Raw genomic sequence first — 6938 nt, forward strand, 5'->3', positions numbered from 1 at the left:
TGTGAACGGAGGACACGCGACCGGCCGGCGGCCGCGCATGAACCCAATCTACGCGCCGTCCCCCGGCGCTGCTGTAAGGACTTGTTAAGGCTCGCGCGGTTTCGTAATGAATTGTTTCCCGTGGTTTCCCCGTGCGCCGGCGGGCACGCGACGTGCGTAAAAAAGCCCGCTCGAAAGCGGGCTTCGTGCATCGTGCGGTGATCCGGCGGGGACCGCCGGACCGCGCGTTCGCTTACTGACGGTGATAGATCTCGGCGCCGGTCTTGACGAACTCGACTGCCTTGACTTCCATCCCCTTCTTCAGCGCTTCGGTTTCCGACACGCCTTGCTGCGCCGCGAATTCGCGCACGTCCTGCGTGATCTTCATCGAGCAGAAGTGCGGGCCGCACATCGAGCAGAAGTGCGCGACCTTCGCCGAATCCTTCGGCAGCGTTTCGTCGTGGAATTCGCGCGCCTTGTCCGGATCGAGACCGATGTTGAACTGGTCTTCCCAGCGGAACTCGAAGCGCGCCTTCGACAGCGCATTGTCGCGCACCTGCGCGCCCGGGTGACCCTTTGCGAGATCGGCGGCGTGCGCGGCGAGCTTGTACGTGATGATGCCTTCCTTCACGTCGTCCTTGTTCGGCAGGCCGAGATGCTCCTTCGGCGTCACGTAGCACAGCATCGCGGTGCCGAACCAGCCGATCATCGCGGCGCCGATGCCGGACGTGATGTGGTCGTAGCCCGGCGCGATGTCGGTGGTCAGCGGCCCGAGCGTGTAGAACGGCGCTTCCTTGCACCAGTCGAGCTGGAGATCCATGTTCTCCTTGATCAGCTGCATCGGCACGTGGCCGGGGCCTTCGATCATCACCTGCACGTCGTGTTTCCACGCGATCTGCGTGAGCTCGCCGAGCGTCTTCAGTTCGCCGAGCTGCGCCTCGTCGTTCGCGTCGTAGATCGAGCCGGGACGCAGGCCGTCGCCGAGCGAGAAGCTCACGTCGTACGCCTTCATGATCTCGCAGATTTCTTCGAAGTGTTCGTACAGGAAGCTTTCCTTGTGGTGCGCGAGGCACCACTTCGCCATGATCGAGCCGCCGCGCGATACGATGCCGGTCATCCGGTTCGCGGTGAGCGGCACGTACTGCAGGCGCACGCCCGCGTGGATCGTGAAGTAGTCGACGCCTTGCTCGGCCTGCTCGATCAGCGTGTCGCGGAAGATTTCCCAGGTGAGATCCTCGGCCTTGCCGTTGACCTTTTCCAGCGCCTGGTAGATCGGCACCGTGCCGATCGGCACCGGGCTGTTGCGGATGATCCACTCGCGCGTTTCATGGATGTGCTTGCCGGTCGACAGGTCCATCACCGTGTCGCCGCCCCAGCGGATCGCCCACGTCATCTTGTCGACTTCCTCGCCGATCGACGACGTGACGGCCGAGTTGCCGATGTTCGCGTTGATCTTCACGAGGAAGTTGCGGCCGATGATCATCGGCTCGGATTCCGGGTGGTTGATGTTCGCGGGGATGATCGCGCGGCCGCACGCCACTTCCGAGCGCACGAATTCCGGCGTGATCTCGGCCGGCGCGTTCGCGCCGAAGGCCGCTGCGCCGAACGCCTGGCCCGGGTGCTGGCGGCCCATCATCGCGGCGAGCTTCGCGCCGTTCGGGCCGCTTGCCTTCAGGCTCTCGAGGTACTCGGCGCGGCGCTGGTTCTCGCGGATCGCGATGTATTCCATTTCCGGCGTGATGATGCCCTGACGCGCGTAGTGCATCTGCGTGACGTTCTTGCCGGCCTGTGCGCGGCGCGGGTTGCGGTGCAGGCCCGGGAACCGCAGGTCGGCGGTGGCCGGGTCGGCCGCGCGCTCGAGACCGTACTGGCTCGACAGGCCGCCGAGCACTTCGGTGTCGCCGCGTGCCTCGATCCAGCCCTGACGGAGCGCGGCGAGGCCCGCGCGGATGTCGATCTTCGCCTCCGGATCGGTGTAGGGGCCCGACGTGTCGTACACGTAGATCGGCGGATTCTTTTCGCCGCCGAAGCCGGTCGGCGTGTCGGCCTGCGTGATTTCACGCATCGGTACGCGGATGTCGGGCTGCGAGCCGGTTACATAAACCTTGCGGGAATTCGGCAGCGGGGCGACGGCCGCGGCATCGACATGAGCGTCGGCGGACAGAAACTTCGGATTGGCGTTCATGCAATCTCCTGTGTGAGCGCCGGACAGGCGCTTCGGCGCTTGCCCGGAGCCCTTGACGAATGTGGGGCTCGAGCTAAGCAGGAGACGAGGCTTGGTGAGGCGGCGGATTTCGTCAGAAGGATGGCGGCGAAATCCGTACGCTTCCCTGCGCTGGCATTATCCAGATCAGGTTCAAAGGGTATTTCTCACCCGCAATGCCGGTTGTTTGACCGGGCGCATTGCAGGACCCCCGCGTTAGCAGCGCACACGATACACCGGCTTGGCGGCGGTTTCAACCGGGAGTGGATCGGCTGCCCCGGTGCGGCCGCAGCATGGCGGGCGGTGCGGTGGCCCGTCGAAATGGCAGCGCGCGTCGCCGCCGCATGGCCCCACGGCGTGGCCGGCGGCGGCGACGCGGTGCAACATGACGCGCTTTCGCGCAACGTCAAAAAAATTTTCGCAACGGCTGTCATTTCCAGCGACGTCGTCCGTCTATTCGGCTCCTTAAACCCATGTTCTGGAGAGATGTCATGAAAAAAATACTGATTGCCGCTTGCGTCGCCGCTTTCGCCGCGATCGCCACGGGCGCGTATGCGCAGAACGACGCGATGTCGCAGCAAGGTTCGTCGATGTCGAAGGACGCGATGGGGCACGACGCGATGGCCAAGGATGCGATGGGCCATGATGCGATGAAGAAGGACGGCATGAAGAAGCATCCGATGAAGAAAGACGCGATGAAGAAGGACGCGATGGGGCACGACGCGATGGGCAAGCCGTCGTCGGGCGAGAAGATGGCGCCGTCGAACTGACGAAGGCGGACACGGGGCGGCCGGCGCGCGTGCGTCGCACGACGGCCGCCCGCCCGCATTGCGTTTCGTCAGCTCATTCCGGGAGTCTTCATCATGCAAACCGTTCCCGCTACCGGGCGCGCGGCCGCCACACCGCCCGCGCGCCCGATCCATCCGCTCTGGGTGCGCGCGAGCCACTGGCTCAACGCGCTCGCGGCGATCCTGATGGTGCTGTCCGGCTGGCGCATCTACGACGCGTCGCCGATCTATCCGCCGTTCGTGTTTCCGCACGGCGTCACGCTGGGCGGCTGGCTCGGCGGCGCACTGCAATGGCATTTCGCGGCAATGTGGCTGCTGGTCGGCAACGGGCTGTTCTACCTCGCGATGTCGATCGCGACGGGGCGCCTCGCGCGCAAGATGCTGCCCGTCACGCCGGCGTCGATATGGCGCGACATTCGTGCCGCGCTGGGCGGGCGGCTGTCGCACGACGACCTGAGCGTCTACAACGCGGTGCAGCGTGCCGCGTACCTGACCGCGATCGTCGATCTCGTCGTACTGGTGCTGTCGGGGCTCACGATCTGGAAATCCGTGCAATTCCCGCTGCTGCGCGAATTGTTCGGCGGCTATGACAACGCGCGTGTCGTGCATTTCTGGGCGATGTCGCTGCTCGTCGCATTCTTCGTCGTTCACGTCGCGATGGCGCTGCTCGTGCCGCGCTCGCTGCTCGCGATGCTGCGCGGGCGTTGACCCGTCAACTTCGGGTGAAGGAAATCATCATGTCGGAATCCGAATACAAGCGCGATGGCTCGCGCTGGACGCTCGACCGGAAGTCGCTCGAACTCGACGTGCGCCGCGAGCTCGAGATGCCGTCGCGGCGGCTTTTCAACCGGCGCGTGCTGACGCTCGGTGGCCTGACGATGCTGACCGGCTGCACGTTGCAGGACGACGCGTCGGTCAACACGTTCCTCGAGAAGGTGTCGCGTATGAACGACCGCGTGCAGGCGTGGCTGTTCAGCGGCGAACGGCTCGCGCCGACCTACACCGAAGCCGACATCACGCGACCATTCCCGTTCAACGCGTACTACGGGATCGACGACGTGCCGCACGTCGATGCATCGACGTATCGGCTCGTGCTGTCCGGCCGCGTGACGGGCAAGCGCGTGTGGACGCTCGACGAACTGTATGCGCTGCCGCACGCGGAACAGATCACGCGGCATATCTGCGTGGAAGGGTGGAGTGCGATCGGCCGCTGGGGCGGCACGCCGTTCGGCGCGTTTCTCGCACGCGCCGGCGCCGACACGCGGGCGAAGTACGTCGGCTTCAAGTGCGCGGACGATTACTACGAGAGCATCGACATGCCCACCGCGCTGCATCCGCAGACGCTGCTCGCGTTCGATTACGACGGCCGCCGGCTGCCGCCGGAATTCGGCTTCCCGATGAAGCTGCGGATGCCGACCAAGCTCGGTTACAAGAACCCGAAGCACATCATGGAAATTTTCGTGACCGATACGTTTCCGGGCGGCTACTGGGTCGACCAGGGGTACAACTGGTTCGGCGGATCGTGAGCGGTGCGCGGCATGCGGTGGCGGCGCATGCGCGTGCCGCGATGCATCGGGCATCGCACGTGGCGCGTCACGCGGATTCGCGCACCTGCAGGTCGACGCGCAGGCCGACGGCCGCCGCCATGTTCACGAGCGCGTCGAGCCCGAACAGGTTGATCTTGCCGCGCATCAGGTCGGAGACGCGCGGCTGCGTGACACCCAGCTGTTTCGCGGCCTGGGCCTGACTGAGCTCGAGCTGGGCGATGCGCTGCTTGAGCGCGATCATCAGCTCGGAGCGCAGCTTCATGTTCTCGGCTTCGGCCGGCTGGCCCTCGATTGCGTCCCAGACGCTCGTATAACGTTCGTTGGTCATCGTTTCCTCTCCATCATCAGCGCACGATAGCGCCGGGCGGCCAGTTCGATATCGGCCCTGTTGGTGCGCGCCGATTGCTTCCGGAAGCAGTGCGGCACGTAGACGGCATCGGCGAATGTCGCGACGTAAATGATCCGGAACGCGCCGCTCGCATCGCGCAGGCGAATTTCCCGCACGCCGACGCCGACGGTGCGCATCGGCTTCCAGTCGTCGGGCGCCAGGCCGCGTTGCACCTGGTCGATCTGGTGGCCGGCTTCGCGTCGCGCGGGCAGCGGAAAGCCGCGAAGATCGTCCAGCGCGCTGCCGACGAAAGCCACGGGCTTCGGCGGAAGAATGGTTGAATTATACAAAATATTGTATGAATGGTGCGGGTTTCGAAGGAAGGTCGCGCACAGGCGGCGCGTGAGCCGACCGTCACGATAAGGGGGAAGCGCGCGCCGGCGTGCAGGACTGGCCGTTCGGCCGATGCCTGATTCGATCGCGACGGATTGCTCTGGAGGGCGGGGCGAACCGGTACCGGCAACGCATGCGCATGGCCTGTCCGGCCCCCGATGTCACCGGCGCGCCGGCCGGCCGCAAAATGTCGCGCGGAAACATCATTCGTGATCCTTTCAGACAGGTCCGACGATGCTTTCGAATCCGTGATGCCATAATGCCGAGCGTGCGCAGCCGAAGTGGTTGCGCGCGCCTTTTTGTCCCTCTGTCGCCGCTTGCCGGTCCTCTTTCGTCGCCGTTCGCACTGCCATGTCGTTCCGCACGTTCGCTCTGCCTTTCCGGTCCCGCCAGGGCCGTTTGCCGGCATCGCCGGCGTCTTTCAGCGGAGCACGCGGCGTGACGTGCGGGCAGGCTGCGCGATGACGCCGCTCGACCGTCTCCTCGATTTCTTCGCCCGCTTCTCGTTCCGAATCCGCCTGCCGCAAAGCCGCGGCGGCCGCGTGGCGCTGGCGCTCGTCTTCATCTATTTCGTCTGGGGTTCGACCTACAGCGGCCTGCATTTCGCGCTGCAGTCGTTCCCGCCGCTGCTGCTGTCGGGGCTGCGCAACCTGCTCGGCGGGATCGGCCTGTTCATCTTCGCGCTGCGGCGCAAGCCCGAATGGCCGACGCTGCTCGAAATCCGCAATGCCGGGATCGTCGGCACGATGCTCGTCGCGCTGTCGTCCGGCACGATCGCGCTCGGGATCAGCTCGGTCAGCAGCGGCTCGGCCGCGGTGATGGTGGCCACGGTGCCGCTGTTCGCGACCGTGATCGCGGCGGTTGCCGGGCGGCCGGTCACGAAAGGCGAGTGGGCGGCCGTCGCACTCGGGATGGTCGGCATCGTCGTGCTGAACTCGGGCGGCGCGGCCGCGCAGAATTCGGCGCTCGGCACGATCTGCGTGCTGGCCGGCGCACTGTTCTGGGCCGGCGGCGCGCATCTCGCGACGCGGCTCAAGCTGCCGTCCGACCTGTTCCTGTCCACGTCGCTGCAGATCGGCCTCGGCGGCATGATCTCGACGCTCGCTGCCTGGCTGATCGGCGAGCGCATCGAGCACGTGATGGCGGGGCCGGTGTTCGCGTTCCTGTACCTGATGGTGTTCTGCACGATGGCCGCGTACGTCGCGTACGGCTACCTGATCCGCCACACGAGCCCGATCATCGCGAGCAGCTGCATGTACGTGAACCCGATCGTCGCGGTCGCGCTCGGCGCGCTGCTGCTCGGCGAGCCGGTGACGATGGCGACCGTGGTCGCGACCGTCGCGATCCTCGGCAGTGTCGGGCTGTCGTTCATGTTCGATCCGGCGCGCCGGCCCGCGGCGCGCGCGGCGGCGGCCAGTTCGGCGGCCGTGGCAGCCGCGTCGACAGCGGAGGCTTCATCCGTGCCCGAGCAGATCGAGATGCCGGATGCGGCGCCGATCCTGGCGCCTTCCGCCGTCCCGCTGGCCGTGCCGGCTCCGGCTGCCGTGATGGATCCTGCCGCGGTCGTTGATCCGGCGCCGGCGTTCGCCATACCGCCCATCGCTGAACCGGCACCTGCGTTCGCTACGCCGCCCATCGCTGAACCGGCGCCCGCGTTTGCCCCGCCACCCGTCGCCGGACCAGCCGCGCCCCGCGCCGAC

General features: G+C 66.3%; 7 protein-coding genes and 1 riboswitch. Of the genes, 4 read left to right on the top strand and 3 right to left on the bottom strand.

The features are described from left to right. Positions 1-232: 232 nt before the first annotated feature. Positions 233-2164, bottom strand: coding sequence for a phosphomethylpyrimidine synthase ThiC (gene thiC / locus G3N64_RS00760; protein WP_085040436.1), 1932 nt, complete (start codon positions 2162-2164; stop codon positions 233-235). 124 nt (positions 2165-2288) lie between these two features. Continuing rightward, a riboswitch (TPP riboswitch) is annotated at positions 2289-2405 on the bottom strand. 268 nt (positions 2406-2673) lie between these two features. Here thiC and G3N64_RS00765 point away from each other — a divergent pair. From G3N64_RS00765 to G3N64_RS00775, 3 genes are all read left to right on the top strand, one after another. Then, positions 2674-2952 (top strand): pentapeptide MXKDX repeat protein, encoded by a 279-nt coding sequence (locus tag G3N64_RS00765; RefSeq protein WP_205781875.1) that lies wholly within the window; start codon positions 2674-2676, stop codon positions 2950-2952. A gap of 93 nt (positions 2953-3045) precedes the next feature. Beyond that, a complete protein-coding gene (locus G3N64_RS00770; protein ID WP_205781876.1) occupies positions 3046-3678 on the top strand; it encodes a cytochrome b/b6 domain-containing protein in 633 nt (210 codons plus the stop codon). Between the two features lie 29 nt (positions 3679-3707). Further along, complete coding sequence (locus G3N64_RS00775; RefSeq protein WP_205781877.1) at positions 3708-4496, top strand: molybdopterin-dependent oxidoreductase; 789 nt, start codon at positions 3708-3710, stop codon at positions 4494-4496. A gap of 67 nt (positions 4497-4563) precedes the next feature. Here the strand turns inward: G3N64_RS00775 and G3N64_RS00780 are convergent, their stop codons facing one another. Further along, positions 4564-4845 carry an XRE family transcriptional regulator gene (locus tag G3N64_RS00780; RefSeq protein WP_205781878.1) on the bottom strand — a complete coding sequence of 94 codons (282 nt, stop codon included), beginning with the start codon at positions 4843-4845 and terminating at the stop codon, positions 4564-4566. Continuing rightward, complete coding sequence (locus G3N64_RS00785) at positions 4842-5195, bottom strand: type II toxin-antitoxin system RelE/ParE family toxin (protein WP_205781879.1); 354 nt, start codon at positions 5193-5195, stop codon at positions 4842-4844. The genes G3N64_RS00780 and G3N64_RS00785 overlap by 4 nt, the downstream gene beginning before the upstream one ends. 504 nt (positions 5196-5699) lie before the next feature. On the opposite strand from G3N64_RS00785, the gene G3N64_RS00790 reads away from it, so the two are divergent. Next, positions 5700-6938: EamA family transporter (locus tag G3N64_RS00790; protein WP_241020695.1), on the top strand; the 1239-nt coding region annotated here is incomplete at its 3' end.

This window comes from Burkholderia sp. Ac-20344, assembly GCF_017104975.1.
Taxonomy (GTDB): domain Bacteria; phylum Pseudomonadota; class Gammaproteobacteria; order Burkholderiales; family Burkholderiaceae; genus Burkholderia.

What these genes read in the sequence shown, in the direction of transcription:
- G3N64_RS00775 (WP_205781877.1), top strand. Translation starts at nt 3,708, where the DNA reads ATGTCGGAATCCGAATACAAGCGCGATGGCTCGCGCTGGACGCTCGAC.
- thiC (WP_085040436.1), bottom strand. Translation starts at nt 2,164, where the DNA reads ATGAACGCCAATCCGAAGTTTCTGTCCGCCGACGCTCATGTCGATGCC.
- G3N64_RS00770 (WP_205781876.1), top strand. Translation starts at nt 3,046, where the DNA reads ATGCAAACCGTTCCCGCTACCGGGCGCGCGGCCGCCACACCGCCCGCG.
- G3N64_RS00765 (WP_205781875.1), top strand. Translation starts at nt 2,674, where the DNA reads ATGAAAAAAATACTGATTGCCGCTTGCGTCGCCGCTTTCGCCGCGATC.
- G3N64_RS00780 (WP_205781878.1), bottom strand. Translation starts at nt 4,845, where the DNA reads ATGACCAACGAACGTTATACGAGCGTCTGGGACGCAATCGAGGGCCAG.